Here is a 21,049-nt window from a genome sequence, read left to right as displayed (position 1 = left end):
ATCACGGGCGATCGGAAAATGGGTTTTTCACCAAATCTGCGGGCTGTAACGCATCTTATCGTAAAAAACCCGGTTTCTAGACCCCCATATCTTAATTATGCAAAATCCCCGCCAAATAGCTTTTCTCGCACTCCGCGAAGTTCACCGCCGCGGTGCATTCGCAGATGCCGCACTCGATCGCACTTTCCGCAATTCTCAACTCAACGACCTCGATCGGCGTTTAGTGACAGAATTAGTTTACGGTAGCGTCAGGAGAATGCGATCGATCGACTTAATCATCGACAAACTAGCAACAAAGAAATCCTCCCAACAACCGCCAGAACTCCGCACCATCCTACATTTAGGCTTATATCAACTCGAATATCTCAACCATATTCCCCCCTCCGCCGCCGTCAACACCACCGTTCAACTAGCAAAAGAAAACGGATTTTCAGGACTCAGCAGTTTTGTCAACGGTTTGTTGCGACAATACATTCGTTTAACAGATAGTGACTTAAACCCATTAAAAGTTACTAATTATAAATCAACCGTCGAACGCCTAGGAATTCTGCACAGCTTCCCCGAATGGCTGGTAAAGTTGTGGATCGAACAAATAGGCGAAACCGAAACCGAACAACTCTGTGAATGGTTCAACCAATCCCCCACAATTGACCTGAGAATCAATCCCTTAAAAAGCTCGATCGCCCAAATCGAAACCGCCTTCAAATCCCAAAACATCAGCGTTAGCAGAATCCCACACTTGCCACAAGCATTAAGACTAAATGGCAGCATCGGCGCAATTCAAAACCTCCCCGGATACAGCGAAGGTTGGTGGACAATCCAAGACAGCAGTGCTCAATTAGTCACCCATTTACTAGGGCCCCAGCCAGGGGAAACTATTATCGACGCCTGTGCCGCGCCAGGGGGAAAAACCACCCACAGCGCCGAATTAATGCAGGATGAAGGCACTATTTATGCCTGCGATAAAACCGCCAGCAGACTCAAAAAACTTAAAGAAAATGCAGACAGACTCCAGATGAAATCCATTAAAATTCATACCGGAGACAGCCGCCATTTCCCTGAGTTTGTTAACCTCGCAGACAGAGTTTTACTAGACGCCCCTTGTTCCGGCCTCGGAACCCTCCACCGCCGCGCTGACGCCCGCTGGCGCCACACGCCCGAAAACATTCAACAACAATCTCAACTGCAATCGGAATTATTAGCAAATGCAGCGACATTTGTCAAGTCAGGCGGCGTATTAGTTTATGCAACTTGCACAATTCATCCCTTGGAAAATGAAACAGTTATTCGATCGTTCTTAGACAGCAATCCTCACTGGCAAATAGAACCGCCAACAATTGATTTACCCGTACAGCCATCACCCGAAGGATGGGTGAAAGTGTGGCCGCACAGAGATCACATGGATGGCTTTTTTATGGTAAGGCTAAAGCAATTGAAAAAGGAGTAAAGCCCTTACTCCAAACCGATAGTTTAATATCCCGGTTCTTGATAAGCAGGCTCTTGATAAGCCGGTTCTTGATAAGCAGGCTCTTGATAAGCCGGTTCTTGATAAGCCGGTTCTTGCCACTCGCGATACCGGGGTTGAGGATTGGGATTGTAAGGTACGATCGCACCATCCTCATTCACAATCATCCCCCGAATAATCTTATGAGGCTGCACCGGTTTTGCCTTAATACTGCCTTTGCGGCCCTCCAACTCCGGCAACTTCGGAAACTTCTCTACCGGCATTCCCTTAACAATTTGACTCATAAAATCGCGCCAATTGTAAGCCGCCGTACCGCTAGTTCCCCAGGTGGGATAATTATCATCATTCCCTAGCCAAATCCCAGTCACAACCTGTGGAATGTAACCAATAAACCACAAATCCCTAACATTTTCCGAAGTACCGGTTTTGCCCGCTACAGCGCGATCGTTTAAAGCCGCAGGCCCCCCCGTACCGTCTTGCACCACACCTTCCAACATCCAAGTAGTAATCGCAGCACTATCCTTATCCAAAACCCGCTTCGGTTTAAAATTAGCCTGATAAATCACATCTCCCCGCTGATTAATCACCCGCTTAATTCCGTGGGCTTCAATAAAATTCCCTTGCGCGGCTAAAGTACCGTAAGCATTGGTTAACTCCAGCAAATTCACTTCCGAAGAACCCAAAGCCAGGGAATAAATCGGACTCAATTTCGACTTTATTCCCATATCGTTGGCTACTTTGATCGCCGGTTCAAACCCCACATCCATCAACACCTTCACAGCTACGACATTCACCGAACTCGTCAAAGCATCAGAGATCGATCGCCAACCGCTAAATTTTTTGCCATAATTATTCGGTTGATAGCCGTCGATAATAATTGGTTCGTCTTCGTAACTGTCATAGGGAGAAAAACCCGCCGCCATCGCCGCGGCATAAACCAACCCTTTAAACGTCGATCCGGGCTGCCGCAAAGCCTGCGTAGCGCGATTAAATTCACTTTCCTTAAAATTTCCCCCTCCTACGAGCGCCTTAACTTCCCCAGTCTTAGTGTCCATAGAAACTAAAGCGGCCTGTTCAAAACCCTGACGGCGGCCATCAACTTCGATCGCATCTTTAACCACCTTTTCCGCTATTTTCTGCCACTTCAAATCCACCGTCGTCTCAACAGTCAAACCGCCAGCTTCCAAAGCATCCTGAGAAACATAGCGCGGCAATTCCTTCCGAATGTAACTAGCAAAATAAGGTGCGACTACTTTAAATCGCTTCGGCGGACTTGGTTTAACTGCGATAGGTTCCGCCATCGCCTCCTTCGCCTGAACCTCTGTAATTACCTTCGCTTCCTGCATTTGTTGCAGCACAAGATTGCGGCGTTGCTTCGCAATATCAGGATTAACTAAAGGCGAATATTCGCTCGGTGCCGGCGGCAAACCCGCCAAAGTTGCCATCTCTGCCAAAGTTAATTTATCGACTGTTTTGCTAAAGAAAACCAAAGCTGCATCTGCCACTCCGTAGGCATCCGAACCCAAATAAACCAGATTTAAATATCTTTCTAAAACTTGGTCTTTACTCAACTCCCGCTCTATTTTCTGAGCTAAAAGAGCTTCCCGAACCTTCCGCCTAATACTTCTTTCCTGATTAAGAAAAACAACGCGAGCCAATTGTTGCGTAATTGTACTGCCGCCCTGCACTAAATCTCTCGCTATCAAATTAGAAACAATCGATCGCACAATACCTTGATAATCCACCCCGCGATGTTGATAAAAACGGCGGTCTTCTATGGCAATAAAAGCTTTAACCAACAGTTCGGGAATTTCTTGAAGTTTCAGTTTATCTCTAGTTGCAGGCCCCGACTGCAACAAAATCGTATTATCTGCCGCCTTAATTGTCAGTGTCCCGTCGCGGTTAAAGGCGGACAAATCGTTAACATCTGGCAAACCTTTGTCTAAGGTGTACAAAATCCATAAACCGTAGATTAAAGCGCCCCCGCCTATACTGGCAACACCTAAACTTATCCAAAATCTAGGACGGCGGGGGATACGTTTTTTAGTATTTTCCTGCGGTGCGCTATTTTCCTGTAGTGCCGTATTTATCTGCAGTTGGGTGTTCTGCGATTCGCTATTTTCCGGCAATTCGCTACTATCCGATTTTTGGGGTGATTTAGTTCCCAGCAAACTTAATCCCGGCCGCAACAATTCTTTTCCCTTGGTTTGCAAGCTGGTAACTTGAGGTTCAATTTCCAACCAAGCAATTAAGCGCTTCAATCCTTGCCAATTGCGATTGACTATTGGATATCGAGCGTATTCTGGCTCTAAATATTCTGACTCTAAATACTCTGACTCTAAATATTCTGACTCTAAATATTCTGATTCTTCTAGAGGTGCAGCATCTTCTGATACCACATACTCGGAGCGCTCATCCCTTGTCCGTGTAGAAAATTCCGCCTCGGATTCCGGCGAGTTGAGCTTATTGCCCTTCGCAGCCTTGGGCGGTTCTCGATCGGAATTACCGCTTATTGCGTTAGTGACTTTGCTCAATGTATCTTTGATATTTGAGAAAAATTCTGCCACGTTCAGACCTTCAAACCTCATCAAGTCCGATTAAAAATTAAAAATTAAAAAAGCTAGCCTTTTTAAATTCTTAATTTTTAATTCGACATTTTTTCTTGAATAACACGCTGCCTTGAATTAGATTTTTTGAATTCAAAACTTTTGAATTCAAAACTCAAAATTCAAAACTTTTCTTAACGCTGCAGAACTTGGTATTTTTTTGAGAAGTGAATTATATTTTTTGAATTCAAAATTTTTTAACTCAAACCTCAAAACTCTGCTTAACTCGCATGACCCAGTGCCAAGGCTGCTACCAGCATACCCAAAACCAGGAAAGGCTGAGCACTTGCCTGATATTTAACATCATTTTCCAGGGGATTACGCAAAAAGTACATATCCTGAAAAGTAATTTGGGGAATTATCAGCAGCAGCAGAATGACAGCGTAAAGGTTTTGGTGGATGCTGATCAGGTAGCCTGCAATCCCAGCTTGAAAGATGTCGATCATCAACACGCAAATCCAAGCTGCAGTGCTGATGCCAAACATCACTGGTAAAGATTTTAACCCTAATTGCCGATCGCCCTCAACACTTTTGAAATCATTGACGATCGCAATCCCCAGCCCTGCCAAACTATAAAACAGCGTCAAGATCATAATGGTGGGATCTAGTGTACCAAACAAAGCTTGACCCGCCCACCAAGGCAGGGCAATGTAGCTAGCACCTAGGGCATAATTTCCCAACCAGCCATTCTGCTTGAGTTTCAGCGGGGGTGCAGAGTAGATATAAGCTAGAAACGCGCCGCCGAGAGTCAAAACAGTCATGATCGGGAATTCATGACCCGCCCACAAGTCTAGAGCATAAGCCACCCCAATCCCAGCGGCTAATAATACCAAAATTTGTGTTACTACTTGGGGAATCGAGATAATCCCGGAGGGAATCGGACGGTAGGGCTCGTTAATGGCGTCGATTTCGCGATCGTAAAAATCGTTCAAAGTTTGAGTGTACCCGGTCAGCAACGGCCCTGACATCAACATACAAGCTGCTGCGATCGAGAAATTCTCTAGATTCCAAACATAGTTTCCAGAAGAGGCCGCCCCGCACACCACGCCCCAAATCAGGGGAATCCAGGTAATCGGTTTCATCAATTGCAAGCGAATCTTCCAGATGGAAGTTTCCCCGCTAGCGGCCCCTTTCATGCCCAACAGTTGCCGAGTTTTGGAACTGCGGTTTTCGGTAGCTGCACTTTCCGGTGCAGCTTCTGGGGAGATTTGGGATGGAGGAGAGTCAGACATAATTTGATGTTAGCGGTACTGCTACTATTGTGTCGTTTTGCATTTCAATAATAATTCAGATAGCTTACCACTGATATTTAAGGCAGATTCTGGAAAACTTACCCTGGTTTGGAGTTGATGCTAGGGAAAAGTACGAGTTTCACAATATATTCTGATATCATTATTTTGTGTAAATGTCAAGATGATAAATACTTTTTTTTGAGAATTTCGCGCTTGCCCGCCTGGTGGGGGAGATTTTTGCCAGCAGGTGCATTTAATGTCAATTACCAGGAGGCGATCGAGTTTTTTGCCATACTACCCTTGAATCATCTCATCTGCCAGAAAATCTGGCAAAAATTCAGAATCTAGAACCTCAACAGCACTGTAGATACATAATTTCGGAAACGTCTCTACAAGCAATCCAGTTTCAGCACTTGCTTGTTCTGCTGCATCCGCATAGCATTGGGCCAGTACCTCTTCAAGATATGGTTTGAGACTGGGGGAATCTTTGAGAGCTTGGCGAATGCGTCTGCGATGTTCGACAATGCTGCCTTTCCAACTACCGCTTCTTTGATCCGGTTGAAATTGCCACTTGAGCAAGTGCAGGAGAATTACCACCAGATTACTTTCTAAACTCCGGCGTTCACTTCGCCCCATCTCTTCTATTTCTGCAATTAGATTTTCCCAGTCGATGTTTGAATAGTCGCGAACCCGCAACTTTTCCACAGTGGTTTCAATCCATCTCAGGTAATCTGTATCATACAATTTTTGTCGTTCTACTTCTAATTTTGTTGTCATAATACTTTTTAGTTGGGCGGGGGCGGGTTTACGAGATGATTGGTTTTAGGCAATTATTGTTGGTCAAACCCGCCCCTACAAGGTTCGGTCGCATATTATTGTTTTTTTTGCTTTGGACTTACTTAACAACTGTAAATTAACAAATATGGCGATAGGAATCAAAAGGCAGTCCCGTCCGCCGCTTGACTTCGACAACTGATTTGTAAGCGCCTTTTCTCTGCCTTTCTCTAACTATTTTTTCCGCAACATATCGATCTAAACCGCTGGCGATTAACTCTTCCGGCGAAAGAATATTTAACCGTTTCCAAGTAAACTGAGATTCTTTTTGATAATTGTAGCTGAAGCAAATCATCGGGGCGATGCGTCTGACGTGACTTTCGGGAACTCCGGCTATTTCTGATAACTCTTCGGCGTGGGTGAAAATGTAGCCTTCGTTTTGCAAAGATTCAATATCGTTGGCGTAGACGATCGGCAAACCCAAGATTCTGACCATATCGTCTTTGGTACACTCATTAATATCTATTTTGCCGCGCACGTTTGCCAGTTCTTCGGCATTCGTCGCACTTGCAGGAACCAGTAAACCTCTGGGTGCGGTTTTGATGAGATAGCGCTTTTTCAAACTAAAAGCAGTAACAATTTGAGCAATCCACACGATCGTACCCAAATTAGCTGAAGAAGATACCGCTAGTGCTGCTAAAGTAATGCCAACACCCCATCCCATCCAACTACGAATATTTGACTTTTGGCCTGCATAGGTGATCGCCAATCCGCCGAAGTAGGGAATAAAAGAATACCACACCCAGTTTGGAGTTTGACGCAGCCAGTATAAATCTTGAGACACTTTAATTTTCTCCTTAAATAGCGGTGCTCTCACACTTACTTATTTCACTCCCACTTTTTTAATAGTGGGCTTCCTTCTTCCTTCTTCCGACGGACATCAGACTGACAGCCATTACATCCATTACATAATCCGTTGCCGAACTTCCTTATTCCTTCTTCCTTCTTCCTTCTGCGTTCTTAATTACAATTCTCGCAGCAATTTTTGGCGTTTTTCTTCATATTCTTCGGCGGTAATTGCGCCCATATCGTAAAGTTTTTTTAATTCGCCGATCGCCCCGGTTACATCTTTTGCCGCTCTGAGGGCATACCCCGACGGCAACGTGCCGCCATTGTACTGAACCTGAAAAGCTTGTTCCGACATCAGCAGCAGGCCGATAAAATCGAAAAATGCGATCACTGACGGAATTAATGTCCAAGAAAATAGCAAGTATAATACCCCTGCTAAGTTATTGCCCAAATAAAATTTGTGAACTCCGAAACCTCCTACAAAGAAAGCTAACGCAACTGCTACGGTTTTATCTTTTACCATTTTTACTTCCCCAGTTTTTTATTTTAACTTCCACGATCGACTTTGAATGCGCGACCTTGAAGGATCGAGCTAAGTAATTTTACTAATTTTTACTCATTTATTTGGGTTTTTGCGAAACTTAGACATCGCAAAATACAGCAGAACTATACCGACTTGAGCCTGTAGAATCACCAAGTAGCCTCTCAAGAAATAATTGAGTTCGCTGCCTGAATTGAGAGAAAATATTAAAATGCCCAAGGCTGCGTAGGGTGCGAAACGCATCCAACTCGGCGTTCCCTCTAAGTTGCGGCTGTTCAAATTGCTCATGGGTTTAAGCCTCATCCTAAATTAAAATTTAGCTATAAATTAGCCGGATTGTCAACTTCCGTTTGGTGCGATCGCCCGCGCCAGTCTCTCAATCATCAGCCGACAAGATATTACTTCCATCTTAAACCCTGTTTTTCCGCTAAAGTAAGGAACCGGGGCGGGTCTATCTGGATCTGTGGCTAATATTACAGATTAATGTGAACCCGCCCCTATGGGAGTTCCGGTTATTGTACCGGCCTAGATATCAGGGGCGCAGCGAACAGCCTACTGCTGTTTTTGGCAAGAGTCGATCGCCCGCACGAAAACTGTCAAAAAAACTCGGTTAATTCACAATTATTAACAACCGCCCCAATTAACTCGCGCCACCGCCCAAAAGAAACAGACTCAAGAGAGTACCGCTGTTCCAAAGACTGTGGAGAAGCATAGGAGCAAGTAGATTGCGCGATCGCGTGTACACAAACCCCAAAACCGCACCCAAAGTCGCCAAAGGCAGAATCTCAGAGACACTCAAGTGAGCCACCGCAAACAAGAAAGCAGAAGCTGCGATCGCCCCCCAAACAGGCAAATAGCGAGTCAGAGAAGGCAGTAGAAAGCCCCGAAACACAATTTCCTCAAAAACCGGAGCCGCGATCGCAGCAGTGCCGAAAAACACCGCCAAAGCCACGTTGTCCCTACCTTCGAGAACGATCGGCAAAATCGGATTACTGCCACCTTGTCCCTGCCACAATTGCTGATTGATCAGCGACACCAAAACTACCAAAGGCAAAGCAACAAAATAGCCGCCAAATCCCCACAAAAACCAATTTCCCCGCCAATTAATCCGAAACCAACCATCAGGCAAAGGCAAAAAAGACTTCACCGAAAAATACAGTACCGAAAGCCCCCCAGCCGACAGCAACAAATAAGTAGCAAAGATATAAAAAGCCTTGTCGCGCGGGTCAAAAGTAGCAGGATTGAGTTTTAAAACAGCCAGAGAAACAGGCAGCAACAAATAGGGAATCAAGATTTGGCCTACAAAGAAAAAGCCGACCACAAGTACCTGCCAAACAATCTCACCGTCCCAAGGCACATCCCAAGTCAAGCTCGCATTTCGCGCCAACAGCGGGCCGGAACCTGCTGTATCTAACTGCTTCCGCTGCAACAACCACTGCACGGTCAAACCAACCAGCAAAACCGTACCAATACAAAGTGCGATCGCCGGAACGCCAACTATAATTGCCAACTTTTCTACAGCTTGCTCTGCCGTTGCTTGCTCTGCAGCTTGTAGCGCCGACAGCTCTTTAGAACGTTCTTGCAGCTTGTAAAGTTGAGCGAGAGCGCGATAGCGAAACCAGCCATCCAAAGACTTTTGAATGCGCGGCTCGGCATCCGGCAGCAGTTGAGCCGGATTGCTCCAAATTCCCGTTAAAACTTGAGCAGTTTCCACCGAAGAATCATCATCACTTTTAGTTTTGTAGCGCTCAACTAAATTTTTCCAACTTTGGAGAGCCGTCTCAGTTTTGCCACTGCTTGCCTGCAAAATTCCCAATCGCAAGTCAAGTTCGTTTAGCAGCACTGACTGTTGCTTTATCGACTCGGACGCCGCCTTATTTTGAACCAAATTCAGAGTATTATCCTCAGACTGAGAGGCAATGGCAGACTGAATTTCTTTAACTTGTGCTTGAGTTGTTTCGAGAGTTTTGCGAGTCGAGTCTCGCGCTTCTTGATATTGCGTCAAAGCCGTATTTAAAGGATCTGCACCGACAATATTGTTGCGCGCCGAACTTAAATTAGCACTCTGATTATTTTCTCCTTGCCACTCCGAGGCGTGCAGCAGTAAATTTGTCTGGTAGAGTTCCAGCCGACTTTGAATTTGCGGCTGATTCCAACTAGCAAGTAAAGATAAACCGACCAGGGCGATCGCGATCGCCGTTAAAATACCTAAAATAACCCGCTTCAGTGTCATTCCTCGTTTTCCGTCCCGCGCGAATCCGTGGCTAAATCTTTTCCGTCTTTAATCATAGGTCGTTGCAGACGAGAGTATCCCGACAACTGGTAAAATTTCACTGGCTCATCTTTTTGACTCGCCTCAACAAGACTTACGCCACAAATCCTCGCTCCGCCATGTATGCGTAAGGTGCGTACCATTGGTGTTAACTTAACGTCAAACCCAGTTATAGACTGATGTTGGACTATTAAGACCAGATCCCCCCTAGCCCCCCTTCATAAGGGGGGGACAGGAGTCTTCTCAAAGTCCCCCTTCTTAAGGGGGATTTAGGGGGATCTAGACTTTGCCTAAAAGCGACATTTATTAGGGGTTTCAGGCTTAAGTTGACACCAATGGGTGCACCGCGCACCCGAAGCGCGGTAACAGGCTAAATCTAAAATCTAAAATCTAAAATCTAAAATCGAATGACTCGCATTATCTTAGTCCGTCACGGCAAAAGCACATACAATCAAGAACGCCGCATCCAAGGCCGCCTCGATAAATCAATTTTGACAGAAGCAGGCCGCAGCGCCGCCCTGCAAGTAGGCGACACACTCAGCAGTATCGCCTTTGATGCCGCCTATACCAGTCCCCTGCAACGAGCCAAAGAAACAGCGGAAATCATCCTGTCGCGCTTGACAAATCCGCCACAACTCCAGCCAACTGATAATTTGATGGAAATCGATTTGCCTCTGTGGGAAGGAATGTTGCGCCAAGATGCTATAGACAAATTCCCCGAAGCATATCAGCAGTGGCAAAAACAGCCAGACAAATTTTCCATGAAACTGCTATCTGCTGACGGAGAAATCGAACACTTTCCCGTATTGGCAATTTTTGCTAACGCACGTCATTTTTGGCAAGAACTTTTATCGCGTCACCAGGACGGCACAATTCTAGTAGTAGGTCACAACGGAATAAACCGCGCTCTCATCGCCACAGCCTCAGAAATTACCCCGGATTACTATCAATCAATTCAACAGTCAAATTGCGGAATTAGCGTCATTAATTTTGGAACTTCCCCTGTTACCAACGACGCACTTGGAGAGCAAAAAAAGAAAGTTGCAGTTCAATTAGAGTCAGTGAATTTAACTTCCCATACCGGGGAAATTTTTCCCAAACCGAGGGACGGACACCAAGGCCCGCGCTTGTTACTGGTGCGTCACGGCGAAACCGACTGGAATAAAGCAGGTAAATTTCAGGGGCAAATAGACGTACCTCTCAACGATAACGGCCGCGAACAATCCCGGCGGGCAGCAGAATTTCTCAAGGATGTAAAATTAGATTTTGCGATTAGCAGTTCGATGCTGCGCCCGAAAGAAACTGCGGAAATTATTCTCCAACATCACGGCGGTTTGCAACTAGAACTCCGCGACGACTTGAGAGAAATCAGCCACGGACTTTGGGAAGGAAAGTTTGAATCAGAAATCGAACAATCCTATCCGGGTTTGCTAGAAGAATGGAAAACATCTCCTGAAAAAGTTCAAATGCCCGAAGGAGAGAATTTGCAGCAAGTTTGGCAGAGAGCGATCGCATCTTGGCGAGAAATTGTACATTCTGTTTCTGGTACTGGAATTGTCGTTGCTCACGATGCCATTAACAAAGCTATTCTCTGCCATCTATTCGGTTTGGAACCCGAACATTTCTGGAAATTCAAACAAGGAAACGGAGCCGTTAGCGTGATTGATTATCCCCACGGCCCCGATGGTTTGCCGGTATTACAAGCGATGAATGTCACAACTCATTTGAGCGGCGGCGTTTTTGACAAAACAGCAGCCGGAGCACTCTAATTAGTAAAGTGCTGAGCGCGAACCCGTAGACGTATTACCGGTCTGCTGTTTGACGATTAGGCCTTCGATCCCCCCTAGCCCCCCTTAAGAAGGGGGGGACAGGAGCCTTCTTAAAGTCAACCCCTACTCCCCTTTTTAAGGGGGATTTAGGGGGAGCGAGACTCGTGTCAAAGCGAAATTTATCAAAGCTTTTAGGCTTAAGTTAACACCAATGTCCACCGCTACCCTTCGCCCGCCTGAAAAATGTTTGAATTTTGATAACAACCGCGCCCGACGCTTAGGAAGTTCTTAATTCCTGAAACTAATGCGGTGGATTGCTTCTTCCTTCGTGTCTTCGCGGTTCCATCTTCCACCCATCCGTTACATCCGTTACAGAATCCGTTGCCGAACTTCTTTCTTCTATATATTTGAATCTTAAGTTATGAGCCGCGAACTGCTACAAAATGTACGAGTGCTAGATCCAGTTTCAGGGAGCGATCGCATCGCTGATATTCTAATTACCGAAGGTAATATCAAAGCAGTTGAGGAAAAAATTGCTGAGTTTCCCGCTGACACCCAAGTGCGGGATTGCCAGGGACTGATTTTGGGGCCGGGGTTAACTGATATGTACAGTCACAGCGGAGAACCGGGTTTTGAGGATCGAGAAACGCTGGAATCTTTGATGCAGGCTGCGGCGGCTGGGGGTTTTACGCGAGTGGCGATTTTGCCGGATACCTCGCCACCTGTTGACAATTTGGCCGGTTTAGCATTGTTGCAGCAACATATCCGCAATTTGTCGCCCGGGCTGCCCCGCTTGTATTTTTGGGGAGCGCTGACAGCGGGCGTTAAAGGGCAGCAGATGGCCGAGTTGGGCGAGCTGGCCTCCTGTGCAGTGGTGGGTTTTGCGGACGGTTTGCCGCTGTCTAATCCGGCTCTGGTGAGGCGTTTGCTTGAGTATATCCAGCCTTTGGGCAAGTCTGTGGCTTTGTGGCCGTGCGATCGAACTTTGGCAGGAAAGGCCGCGGCGCGGGAGGGTGCGGTGTCGGTGCGGTTGGGTTTACCAGGAATTCCGGCGAGTGCGGAAACTTCGGCTTTGGCGGCCATCCTGGAGTTGGTGGCATCTGCGGGCACAGGAGTGCACATTATGCGCGTTTCTACGGCGCGCAGTGTGGAATTGATTCGAGATGCGAAGGCGCGGGGTTTGCCGGTGACTGCGAGTGTGACTTGGATGCACTTGCTGTTGAATGTCGGGGCAATTTCAGGAAACTCTCAAGATTCCGGCGGGAAAAATGCTCTGACTGCTTCGTTGCCCTACGATCCGAATTTACACCTAGAACCGCCGCTGGGCAATCTCAGCGACCAATTAGCGTTGATTCAAGCTGTGAAAGATGGCGTAATTGATGCGATCGCGATCGACCACAACCCGCATACTTATGAGGAGAAAACTGTGGCTTTTGCTGATAGTCCGCCCGGGGCGATCGGCTTGGAATTAGCTTTGCCTTTACTGTGGCACGGACTGGTAGAAACTGGCGAATTTTCAGCTTTGCAACTGTGGCGAGTGTTGAGCGCAGGCCCTGTGGTTTGTCTCGGACAAACCCCCGCCACGGTTGCACCAGGAGTCTCTGCTGAGCTGATTTTGTTCGACCCGGAAATAAGTTGGACTGTTGACGGGTCAAGTCTGAAGTCGCGATCGGCAAATACGCCTTGGTTGGGACAAAAAATAGCAGGAAAAGTTGTACAAACCTGGATTTATTGACCCTTGGGATTGAAATTCATCTGTTGTAGAACACGCATCTTGCCTGTTTCTCAAAGTAGAACACGCATCTTGCCTGTTTCTCAAAGTAGAACAGGCATCTTGCCTGTTTCTCAAAGTAGAACAGGCATCTTGCCTGTTTCTCAAAGTAGAACAGGCATCTTGCCTGTTTCTCAAAGTAGAACAAAAGTAGAACAGGCATCTTGCCTGTTTCTCAAAGTAGAACAAAAGTAGAACAGGCATCTTGCCTGTTTCTGGGAATGCTGAATGAGGTGACTCAGAAAAGAAGATAAATACATGATTGCTGCTTTTGATTCGTGGAAGTCCCCACCGCAAAACCTGATATTGGAGCGGGGCGAAATTCATGTTTGGCGCGTGTCTCTGGCTCAAACCGAATCTTGCTTGCAGAGTTTACAACAGACTCTCTCTACCGACGAGCGGACAAAAGCCGAGGGTTTTCACTTTCCCAAAGTTCGATCGCAATTTATTGTGAGTCGTGGCGCACTCAGAGCGATTCTGAGTCGCTATCTGAACATAAATTCTCACATTTTGCGCTTTGATTACAATCCCTACGGCAAACCCTCTCTCATCGCCACCCAAGGTGGAAATACCCTGCGTTTCAATTTGTCTCACTCAGGGAACATGGCACTAATTGCGATTACCAAAAATCGAGATATTGGTGTCGATATTGAAAGCATAAATCCCAACTTTCCTTGCCTGGAAATTGCAGAAAAGTTTTTTTCACCATTAGAAAATTCTGTGTTGCGTTCGCTCCCAGAACATCTCCAAGCCACAGCGTTTTTCACCTGCTGGACTCGCAAAGAAGCCTATATCAAAGCAGTCGGCAAAGGACTTTCTATTCCCCTGAATCAGTTTGATGTCAGCCTCGCACCAGGAGAACCTGCAGCGCTGTTAAATGTTGAAGAAAACCCCGAAGAAGCATCGAGATGGTCTTTAATTGAATTAATTCCCAGTTCCGATATGGTGGCGGCTGTTGCGGTTGCAGGAGATTGCTGGAAACTTCATTGTTGGGAGTGGACAAGGGAGTTTTGATTTATAGTGAGATGTTGCACCATTCTCAATAAGCTTTTTATGAACAGGCTGTCCGGCCTGTTCCACAAGAAAATTCACTCTTTGTGGAACAGGCCGGACAGCCTGTTAAGCGAGAATGGTGCAAGATGTGAGTTTATACCTATCGCCCAGGGTAAAAGATAACGGCAACGGTCGCTACAATCGGTCTACTGGTTGAGCCTTCAAGCTCTTGCCTTGCGAACCCTACATAGACCAATAAGGACACAACATTGTTGTGTCCCTACGTTTGTTTATTCGACTGCAACTTCCCACCCTACAACTGATTTAAAAATTCAACCAAATCGATAGCCAAACCCGCGTACCGTAATGATATATTCCGGTTGGCCCGGATCGATTTCCAACTTTTCGCGCAGCCAGCGGATGTGCACGTCAACTGTTTTGCTGTCTCCGATAAAATCTTGACCCCAAATTTTTTCCAGCAACTGATCTCGAGACCAAACTCGCCGGGGATAACTCATAAATAGTTCTAGTAAGCGAAACTGTTTAGGAGAAAATTTCACTTCCAGACCACGAACCAACACGCGGCACTCTTCAGGATACAGAGTTATGCTCTTATATTGCAGCGTCCTCGGTTCGGGTAACCTACTGAGGCGCTGGCGTCGCATCAGCGCCCGACAGCGAGCGATAAACTCCCGCATTCCAAAAGGCTTGGTCAGATAATCATCCGATCCGGCTTCTAGGTAAAAAGCGCAATTGTTGGCACTTCCTCTAGCACCGATAATCAAAATAGGGACGGGATTTCCTTGATGTCGTAACATTCGACACAGATCCAAACCGTTAATTGAATCCATAATTAACAGGTTGAAGGCAAATTCACCGTGGTATGACGAAGAAGCCTGTACAGAAGGCAGAGCGTTGCGCCCGTCGCTAGTAACCACCACCTCGTAGCCCTGTTCTTTAAGGGCTAAAGCTAGCATTTCCCGCAACAGATCTTCACCTTCCAATAACAAGATACGGCCGGCTTGTCCAACAGCCAACCTTGAAGGACTTTCGCTTAATTCAGCAGAAGACATAAATATAAGTGGGAGTGATGTTTGTATGTGGCTAGCGCGAGGTACCTTCTTCAGTAGCTGAGGCACTCTCGCGCTGCGATCGTTTGTACGATCGCCATTTGTTCGATCGCTTAGAATCTTTCCCCAGTCCATCCCACAGACACGCGCTCGACCTTTGCTACTTGCTCATGTAAGGAATACAGCCGTAGAGCAGTTGCCGGAACCGCGCTGTCTGCCTGCGTCCAGGCCACAGAAGTCTGGTCATTTTTCGGGGTCGGTGTTAATTTCATAAAACATTGCCCGCTGTTAATTGACCACGTAACACCCAATCTATAGGGAGATGATTGCTATACTACTCTTAAAAGGTTATTAAAAGGTAAAGTTTTGGTAATCAAGTCGTTAAATTATTAAGGTTAAGTAATATAACGGTAAAGTGGCGCTCGCACTGTAGAGCTTTTTTTAAGAATACAATAATAAGTTTTCCCAAAGTTCTTTTTCTTCCCGTGCCGGCTACGATCGACGATAGCAAGTAAAAATTCTGTAGACTGCCTATCATGTTGCTGCATTTGAGTACCTGGCCTCTTGTAGAAGCTTATCTCGAAAGCTCCCGAGGCATAATTATCCCGATCGGCTCCACCGAACAGCACGGGCCCACCGGCTTGATCGGGACTGACGCCATTGCAGCAGAGGCGATCGCCCGCGGTGTCGGCGAAGCTGCCAATGCCTTAATCGGCCCGACAATTAATATAGGCATGGCCTTGCACCACACCAGCTTTCCCGGCACAATCAGCCTCCGACCGCAGACGCTGATACTGGTAATCAGGGATTATATCACATCTTTGGCAAAAGCGGGATTTGAGAAATATTTCTTCATTAACGGTCACGGTGGCAACATTGCGACAATGAAAGCAGCATTTTCCGAGACATACGCGCATTTGTCGGACTTAAATTTACCAAATGCCGATCGAATCCAGTGTCAAATCGGCAACTGGTTTATGTGCGGTTCAGTCTACAAACTAGCAAAAGAATTGTACGGAAACCAAGAAGGTTCCCACGCCACCCCCAGCGAAATCGCCTTAACCCAGTACCTTTATCCAGAAGCAATCAAGCAAGCTCCGCTTTCGGAAGAAGTCGCTTCCGGGCACAAAATTTTCGGTGCTGCTGACTTCCGCCGCCGATTTCCAGACGGGAGAATGGGTTCAAATCCGGGTTTAGCAACCCCCGAACACGGTCAGCAGTTTTACGAATTAGCAGTCAAAGAATTGACTAATAATTATTTGGAGTTTTTAAGTTCCGATTAACGTTTTTTCTTCTCGTTACCAGGAAACTCCTGGTAACGAGTAAAAATCTCAAACTATTCTACAATTTACGGTTATGAATGAGTCATAAACATGATATTTCATATCTATTCCGTCTGCGCCGAAATGATATCAAACCCGCGCTTCATCGTCGGGCGTAAAGTCGAATCAAGCTGCCAATAAATAATTCGCGCAATTTTCATTTTTTTGACACCTCCTTCTACAATCAACCGTCAACCGTCAGTCGATTTGAGATTTGAGATTTGAGATTTGAGATTTGAGATTTGACTCCACAGATGAATCTGGGAGGTGGAAATTAGGTGTAAAATATTTCCCTTGTCAACTGTCAACATTCAACAGTCAACAGTCAACAATCACGGACGGTGCAACCGGAATCGATATCATCTATCTGAAAAAGGCTATATCTCCCGATTAACCATCGGGAGAATATCAAAACTATTCCACAATCCAAGGAGTTAAACAAGGTGTCCAAGCACTCAATTCTTCTTCCTTGAACCAAAGGCTAATTTCGGCACGGGCAGTCTCGACAGCATCAGAACCGTGAATCAGATTACGGCCGACATTGACAGCAAAATCGCCCCGAATTGTCGCCGGTTCTGCATTCAGAGGATTTGTGGCGCCAATGATTTTTCTCGCCGACGCCACAACGCCGTCGCCTTCCCACACCATCGCCACTACAGGGCCTGAAGTGATAAAGTTTACCAATCCAGCAAAGAAGGGTTTTTCTTTGTGAACATCATAATGTTGTTCCGCTAGTTCGCGACTCGCCGTCATTAGCTTCATACCAACTAGCTTAAAGCCCTTGGCTTCAAAACGACCGATAATTTCGCCGACGAGTCCGCGTTGTACGCCGTCGGGCTTAATCGCTAAAAAAGTCCGTTCCAAGATTAACTCCTATAATTGTGTTAACTGATCCAAAAGATAGAGTAACTCAGAACGCACCTAAAGGCAATTCTGAGAATGGGAAATTGTTATTTTGAGGCTTATGGCTACAGGAAGAAGGAAGAAGGAATAAGAAGAGTGAAGAGAAAAGAGGGAAGAAGCAATAAAAGCAAGGGTTAAAGAAACCGGGTTTCTACGAGAAATTTTTGTTGAGCAGCGATGAATCTGCAAAGAAACCTGGTTGCGAGATTCCTATGCGTCTAGGACTGATTTGCAGGCAGCATCCCGATTTTGTAAAAAGCATTTTTTAGCAGTGCGAGCAGAATGAGCACTTGCCTCTATAAGTTAATCAGCCTTTAAATTATCGGTCAATAAATAATCAAATTATTGTGGGTTGGCTTTGAGCAACGCCCGAAATATGCAATTTAAAGGTAGAATATTTGATCTCTAGGGAACAAGATGCTCTAACTTCTGGCACAATATGATACAAGTCAATCGATTTGAGATTTGAGATTTTAGATTAAAGAATTGAAGCATTGACTTGCGCGAGATAAATACGTTCGGCAAGTTTCATCGGATACAGGTTTTTTATTTTTCCGTCCTGAGTCTGCGAAGGAATAAATCCGGGGGCTTGTATCCTGGATGCTTGATTGTCACAATTTGCTGTGACTGCCAACACTCTTACCTATGATCTCAAATACAAATATGTATGATAATAAACACAATTATTTAGGCTCAAAAATATAGATAATTAACAGAGGTAGGAAGATTATCTTGACAGCAACTATTCAGGCGAAAAAAGTATGGAAGCCATTGTAGCATTCATTGAACCCAAAAAGCAAGAGTTTGCAAAATTGCCCTTGTTTGACTTTCTAGCCAATAAACAAATTCACGCGAATCAACGACTAATTTATGCACCTGTACTCGCTCCTTTGGCTGTGGGATTGAGCGATTTAAATAAATATGTATTGCGAGACTCTTCTAGTAATAGCAAAGTTCAGGAACTAATTAATAAATATACTTATAAAAAAAACTATTATTGGCACGACTATCTAGAATACCTAGAGGAACTAGGCTTAAATCAATTAATGAGTTACGGCGACTTTAGACTGCTTTGGGGTGAAGAAACTAAAAAAACTCGATCGCTATGTTCAGTGATCGAACGCTACGCTTGGAAAGCTTCTCCCATTCAAAAACTGGTGTTAGTAGAAGTCCTCGAAGGAACGGCCCAAGTTTTTTTTGAAGCGGCGCTAGCAGTGGTAATGGAATTACAGCAAATTAACCAAAAAGAATCTGTTGATTTTGGAGGATCTTATGGGGGTTTAGAAAATTATCACCTTTTAAACACGCCAGAGATGTTGGAAGTTTTAGCAGATATCAAACTTACTAATGCGGAATGCCAAGCCGCTTTAGAATTAGCACAAAATGTATTTGAACTGTTTACAGAAGCGATGAACGAGCTATTACGACACAGCCAAACAAATTCTTGCAAGACTGTGCTGCAAATATCCTCAATTTCTGCCTTCGCTCATTGCCCGATCGACTGTCTCGATATTGGGTAGTTTAAACAATCACTAAATTATCTCGATGTACCGCCGTTTCTACGCCTGCATAGCCTAAAATCTCAGCAATTTTCTCTGACTTGCAGCCCTGGATTTGTCTCAATTCTAAACTGCTATAATTCACAAGTCCTCTAGCAATTTGCTTGCCGGCTGCGTCGCACAACTGCACGGAATCATCAGCTTGAAATTCTCCTTCTACTTGAGCAATACCCGCAGCTAAAAGCGATTTTCCGCCGTGGGAAATTGCCTGGACTGCACCCGGATCTAAATATAGTTTTCCGGCCGGAATTAGCACGTTAGCTATCCAGTGTTTGCGAGCGTTTACAGGGCGCGGTTGAGGCTCAAATTGAGTACCGATCGACTCTCCGTTAAGTATTTTCTCGATATTACCAGGAAAGCAGCCGTCAGTGATGACAGTCCGCACTCCCGATGCAGTTGCTATTCTGGCTGCTTCAATTTTTGTCACCATTCCGCCGGTTCCCCAACCGCTGCGGGAATCTCCTGTTTGCACCTGAAATTCTGTGAGCTGTGACATACTTTGGACTAGGGCGATCGGCTGCGCGTCGGGATTGCTGCGCGGATCGGCGGAATACAGCGCCTCGACATCTGTGAGCACAAACAACCAATCTGCTTCTACCAAACTCGCTACTAGCGCCGAAAGCGTGTCGTTATCCCCAAATTTGAGTTCGTCTACCGCTACTGTATCGTTTTCATTGACGATCGGAATCACGCCCAACCTGAGCAATTGCCCAAAAGTATTGCAAGCGTTAACATAACCGTTACGCTGCACTAAATCGCCCCTGGTGAGCAATACTTGAGCGATCGGCTGTTGTAGAGTAGTAAACAAGTCATCGTACACCCGCATCAGTCGCCCTTGGCCCACAGCCGCCACAGCCTGTTTCAGAGCGATATTTCGCGGGCGTTCCGTCAAACCCAAGCGCGCGCAGCCAACCCCAACTGCACCCGAAGAAACCAAAACTACTCGATGACCTTGCTGCCGCAAATCAGCTAAAATTTCGACCAATGCAGCAATAGTTGAAAGAGCTAAGTTTCCTGTAGTCGATCGAGTCAGAGTCGAAGTTCCAATTTTAACAACAATAGTTTTAGTCTGTTGTCTGTTGACTGTTGACTGTTGACTGTTGACTGTTGACTGTTGACTGTTGTCTGTTGACTGTTGACTGTTGACTGTTGTCTGTTGACTGTTGTCTGTTGACTGTTGACTGTTGTCTGTTGCCATTACTTACCAATTCCCAATTCCTAATTACCAATTCCCAATGCCCAATGCCCAATGCCCAATGCCCCATGCCCTGTTTGGCCAATTCCCGATGCCCATTTTTAATCTTTAATTTTCAGAGATGCCCCCAAAGCTTGAGAAACCCAAACTTCAAAAGAGCGCACCGGATACTTGCGAAGCGCATAGCCAGCATCAACCATTGGTTCCACTAAAATAGTGAACATACCCAAACGATTGCCAGCTAAAACATCAGTAAAAAGTCGATCGCCCACCATCGCCACCTGTTCCACCGGCAAATTCATCGCCGTCACAGCTTTTCGCAACTTGCGGCGGGACGGCTTAGCCGCACCAGTGATGTATGGTAGATTCAAAGAATCAGCGATTCGACCGATCCGATTTTGACTTAAATTATTGCTTGCCAACCATAGCGATACTACGGGTTTAATTTCTTGTACCCACAAGCTGAGTTCAGGAGAAGCATTCATTGCCGTAATGGGAACAAGAGTTTCGTCCACATCCAACACTAATCCTTTAATCTGATATTTCTCCAGAATATCAGCCGTTAACTTCATGACTGAATCGCCTAGAACTAAGTCAGGCTGTAGTAGTTTACCCCAAGTCATAATGATTTTAGATTTTAGATTTTAGATTTTAGATTGAGAAATAAGAAATTGGGAGTTAAAGATTGAAAAAGTAAAAAATCAAAAGTGAATAATTATTGCTTTTCC

General features: G+C 45.7%; 20 protein-coding genes. 7 read left to right on the top strand and 13 right to left on the bottom strand.

The annotated features are described in order from the left end of the window. The first annotated feature begins 97 nt into the window (after nt 1-97). Nucleotides 98-1,447 carry a 16S rRNA (cytosine(967)-C(5))-methyltransferase gene (locus QUB24_RS00940; protein WP_333149729.1) on the top strand — a complete coding sequence of 450 codons (1,350 nt, stop codon included), beginning with the start codon at nt 98-100 and terminating at the stop codon, nt 1,445-1,447. Nucleotides 1,448-1,470: 23 nt separating this feature from the next. On the opposite strand, the gene QUB24_RS00935 is transcribed toward QUB24_RS00940, so the two are convergent. The 8 genes from QUB24_RS00935 to QUB24_RS00900 all read right to left on the bottom strand — a co-directional run bounded on the left by QUB24_RS00935 (nt 1,471) and on the right by QUB24_RS00900 (nt 9,882). After that, complete coding sequence (locus QUB24_RS00935) at nt 1,471-4,053, bottom strand: penicillin-binding protein 1A (protein ID WP_333149727.1); 2,583 nt, start codon at nt 4,051-4,053, stop codon at nt 1,471-1,473. A gap of 239 nt (nt 4,054-4,292) precedes the next feature. Then, nucleotides 4,293-5,303, bottom strand: a complete 1,011-nt coding sequence (gene chlG, locus QUB24_RS00930) for a chlorophyll synthase ChlG (RefSeq protein WP_333149725.1) — start codon at nt 5,301-5,303, stop codon at nt 4,293-4,295. Nucleotides 5,304-5,597: 294 nt separating this feature from the next. Continuing rightward, a complete protein-coding gene (locus tag QUB24_RS00925; protein WP_333149723.1) occupies nt 5,598-6,080 on the bottom strand; it encodes a DUF29 domain-containing protein in 483 nt (160 codons plus the stop codon). Nucleotides 6,081-6,216: 136 nt separating this feature from the next. Further along, entirely contained in the window at nt 6,217-6,921 is a 705-nt protein-coding gene (locus QUB24_RS00920) for a helix-hairpin-helix domain-containing protein (protein WP_333149721.1), read from the bottom strand. A gap of 180 nt (nt 6,922-7,101) precedes the next feature. Further along, nucleotides 7,102-7,449, bottom strand: coding sequence for an NINE protein (locus QUB24_RS00915; RefSeq protein ID WP_333149719.1), 348 nt, complete (start codon nt 7,447-7,449; stop codon nt 7,102-7,104). Between the two features lie 93 nt (nt 7,450-7,542). Then, complete coding sequence (locus tag QUB24_RS00910; RefSeq protein WP_333149717.1) at nt 7,543-7,755, bottom strand: hypothetical protein; 213 nt, start codon at nt 7,753-7,755, stop codon at nt 7,543-7,545. A 352-nt stretch (nt 7,756-8,107) separates the two neighbouring features. After that, a complete protein-coding gene (locus QUB24_RS00905; RefSeq protein WP_333149715.1) occupies nt 8,108-9,700 on the bottom strand; it encodes a CPBP family glutamic-type intramembrane protease in 1,593 nt (530 codons plus the stop codon). After that, nucleotides 9,697-9,882 carry a hypothetical protein gene (locus tag QUB24_RS00900; protein ID WP_333149712.1) on the bottom strand — a complete coding sequence of 62 codons (186 nt, stop codon included), beginning with the start codon at nt 9,880-9,882 and terminating at the stop codon, nt 9,697-9,699. The genes QUB24_RS00905 and QUB24_RS00900 overlap by 4 nt, the downstream gene beginning before the upstream one ends. Before the next feature lie 264 nt (nt 9,883-10,146). On the opposite strand from QUB24_RS00900, the gene QUB24_RS00895 reads away from it, so the two are divergent. The 4 genes from QUB24_RS00895 to QUB24_RS00880 all read left to right on the top strand — a co-directional run bounded on the left by QUB24_RS00895 (nt 10,147) and on the right by QUB24_RS00880 (nt 14,293). Then, the gene (locus tag QUB24_RS00895; protein WP_333149710.1) at nt 10,147-11,508 is read left to right on the top strand and encodes a histidine phosphatase family protein; all 1,362 of its coding nucleotides are present in this window, start codon (nt 10,147-10,149) and stop codon (nt 11,506-11,508) included. A gap of 421 nt (nt 11,509-11,929) precedes the next feature. Continuing rightward, entirely contained in the window at nt 11,930-13,243 is a 1,314-nt protein-coding gene (locus tag QUB24_RS00890) for a dihydroorotase (protein WP_333149708.1), read from the top strand. Between the two features lie 69 nt (nt 13,244-13,312). Further along, nucleotides 13,313-13,474, top strand: a complete 162-nt coding sequence (locus tag QUB24_RS00885; RefSeq protein ID WP_333149706.1) for a hypothetical protein — start codon at nt 13,313-13,315, stop codon at nt 13,472-13,474. Between the two features lie 63 nt (nt 13,475-13,537). Further along, nucleotides 13,538-14,293, top strand: coding sequence for a 4'-phosphopantetheinyl transferase superfamily protein (locus QUB24_RS00880; RefSeq protein WP_333149704.1), 756 nt, complete (start codon nt 13,538-13,540; stop codon nt 14,291-14,293). 311 nt (nt 14,294-14,604) lie between these two features. Here QUB24_RS00880 and QUB24_RS00875 read toward each other — a convergent pair whose 3' ends face one another. Next, on the bottom strand, nt 14,605-15,345 hold the full coding sequence (locus tag QUB24_RS00875) for a response regulator transcription factor (protein WP_333149702.1): 741 nt from the start codon (nt 15,343-15,345) through the stop codon (nt 14,605-14,607). Between the two features lie 110 nt (nt 15,346-15,455). After that, nucleotides 15,456-15,614 carry a hypothetical protein gene (locus tag QUB24_RS00870; RefSeq protein WP_015174720.1) on the bottom strand — a complete coding sequence of 53 codons (159 nt, stop codon included), beginning with the start codon at nt 15,612-15,614 and terminating at the stop codon, nt 15,456-15,458. A 264-nt stretch (nt 15,615-15,878) separates the two neighbouring features. Here QUB24_RS00870 and QUB24_RS00865 point away from each other — a divergent pair, with 264 nt between their 5' ends. Then, nucleotides 15,879-16,625, top strand: a complete 747-nt coding sequence (locus QUB24_RS00865) for a creatininase family protein (protein WP_333149700.1) — start codon at nt 15,879-15,881, stop codon at nt 16,623-16,625. A gap of 453 nt (nt 16,626-17,078) precedes the next feature. On the opposite strand, the gene ndk is transcribed toward QUB24_RS00865, so the two are convergent. Next, a complete protein-coding gene (gene ndk, locus QUB24_RS00860) occupies nt 17,079-17,528 on the bottom strand; it encodes a nucleoside-diphosphate kinase (protein WP_333035325.1) in 450 nt (149 codons plus the stop codon). An 800-nt stretch (nt 17,529-18,328) separates the two neighbouring features. Here ndk and QUB24_RS00855 point away from each other — a divergent pair. Continuing rightward, nucleotides 18,329-19,087 (top strand): hypothetical protein, encoded by a 759-nt coding sequence (locus QUB24_RS00855; protein ID WP_333149697.1) that lies wholly within the window; start codon nt 18,329-18,331, stop codon nt 19,085-19,087. Nucleotide 19,088: 1 nt separating this feature from the next. Here QUB24_RS00855 and proB read toward each other — a convergent pair whose 3' ends face one another. Both proB and QUB24_RS00845 read right to left on the bottom strand, forming a co-directional pair. Continuing rightward, the gene (gene proB, locus QUB24_RS00850; RefSeq protein WP_333149695.1) at nt 19,089-20,324 is read right to left on the bottom strand and encodes a glutamate 5-kinase; all 1,236 of its coding nucleotides are present in this window, start codon (nt 20,322-20,324) and stop codon (nt 19,089-19,091) included. Nucleotides 20,325-20,422: 98 nt separating this feature from the next. Next, on the bottom strand, nt 20,423-20,944 hold the full coding sequence (locus QUB24_RS00845) for a YqeG family HAD IIIA-type phosphatase (RefSeq protein WP_333149693.1): 522 nt from the start codon (nt 20,942-20,944) through the stop codon (nt 20,423-20,425). Between the last annotated feature and the right edge of the window lie 105 nt (nt 20,945-21,049).

Source organism: Microcoleus sp. B9-D4 (genome assembly GCF_036705105.1).
Taxonomy (GTDB): domain Bacteria; phylum Cyanobacteriota; class Cyanobacteriia; order Cyanobacteriales; family Microcoleaceae; genus Microcoleus.
This window is presented reverse-complemented; position numbering and strand designations above follow the sequence as displayed.

Coding starts and splice junctions, on each gene's coding strand:
- QUB24_RS00925 (WP_333149723.1), bottom strand. CDS start 6,080: ATGACAACAAAATTAGAAGTAGAACGACAAAAATTGTATGATACAGAT.
- QUB24_RS00855 (WP_333149697.1), top strand. CDS start 18,329: ATGGAAGCCATTGTAGCATTCATTGAACCCAAAAAGCAAGAGTTTGCA.
- QUB24_RS00890 (WP_333149708.1), top strand. CDS start 11,930: ATGAGCCGCGAACTGCTACAAAATGTACGAGTGCTAGATCCAGTTTCA.
- proB (WP_333149695.1), bottom strand. CDS start 20,324: ATGGCAACAGACAACAGTCAACAGTCAACAGACAACAGTCAACAGACA.
- QUB24_RS00935 (WP_333149727.1), bottom strand. CDS start 4,053: ATGAGGTTTGAAGGTCTGAACGTGGCAGAATTTTTCTCAAATATCAAA.
- QUB24_RS00915 (WP_333149719.1), bottom strand. CDS start 7,449: ATGGTAAAAGATAAAACCGTAGCAGTTGCGTTAGCTTTCTTTGTAGGA.
- QUB24_RS00875 (WP_333149702.1), bottom strand. CDS start 15,345: ATGTCTTCTGCTGAATTAAGCGAAAGTCCTTCAAGGTTGGCTGTTGGA.
- QUB24_RS00870 (WP_015174720.1), bottom strand. CDS start 15,614: ATGAAATTAACACCGACCCCGAAAAATGACCAGACTTCTGTGGCCTGG.
- QUB24_RS00900 (WP_333149712.1), bottom strand. CDS start 9,882: ATGGTACGCACCTTACGCATACATGGCGGAGCGAGGATTTGTGGCGTA.
- QUB24_RS00910 (WP_333149717.1), bottom strand. CDS start 7,755: ATGAGCAATTTGAACAGCCGCAACTTAGAGGGAACGCCGAGTTGGATG.
- QUB24_RS00865 (WP_333149700.1), top strand. CDS start 15,879: ATGTTGCTGCATTTGAGTACCTGGCCTCTTGTAGAAGCTTATCTCGAA.
- QUB24_RS00845 (WP_333149693.1), bottom strand. CDS start 20,944: ATGACTTGGGGTAAACTACTACAGCCTGACTTAGTTCTAGGCGATTCA.
- chlG (WP_333149725.1), bottom strand. CDS start 5,303: ATGTCTGACTCTCCTCCATCCCAAATCTCCCCAGAAGCTGCACCGGAA.
- QUB24_RS00895 (WP_333149710.1), top strand. CDS start 10,147: ATGACTCGCATTATCTTAGTCCGTCACGGCAAAAGCACATACAATCAA.
- QUB24_RS00880 (WP_333149704.1), top strand. CDS start 13,538: ATGATTGCTGCTTTTGATTCGTGGAAGTCCCCACCGCAAAACCTGATA.
- QUB24_RS00905 (WP_333149715.1), bottom strand. CDS start 9,700: ATGACACTGAAGCGGGTTATTTTAGGTATTTTAACGGCGATCGCGATC.
- QUB24_RS00940 (WP_333149729.1), top strand. CDS start 98: ATGCAAAATCCCCGCCAAATAGCTTTTCTCGCACTCCGCGAAGTTCAC.